We start from the raw sequence: 439 nt of genomic DNA on the forward strand, positions 1-439 counted from the left end.
GGTCCGATGATGCAGCAGATTTCACCGCTGGCGATCTCCAGGTTGATGTCTTTCAGGACCGTTTTGGGGCCGAAGGACTTTCGGATTTTCTGGGCAAGAATCGTGCCGTCGTTGCTCATCGGGCAGCGCCTTCCGGGTCAGTCAGCACAACCGGCTTGGCCTTGCGGGGAAGCCTGGAGGTTGAGCGGGAGTATTTCTGTTCGAGCTTGGACTGCGGGTAGCTCAGCAGCAGCGTCATCACCAGGTACCAGAGGCTGGCGACGATCAGCAGCGGGATGGTCTCGTAAGTGCGCGCGTAAATCAGCTGCGCGCTCTGCAGCAGCTCGGCAACACCGAGGACACTGACCAGCGAGGTTCCCTTGAACATGCCGATGACCTGGTTACCGGTTGCCGGGATGATCGAGGGCATCGCCTGCGGGATGATCACCTTGCGCATCCT

At 59.9% G+C, this 439-nt stretch carries 1 protein-coding gene; it reads right to left on the bottom strand.

What is annotated here, in order from left to right:
- Positions 1-115 precede the first annotated feature (115 nt).
- Positions 116-439, bottom strand: a 324-nt coding sequence (locus tag AC5RUU_RS19625; protein WP_493976872.1) for an ABC transporter permease subunit, incomplete at its 5' end; no start/stop codon positions are given.

Source organism: Arthrobacter sp. K4-10C (genome assembly GCF_059090085.1).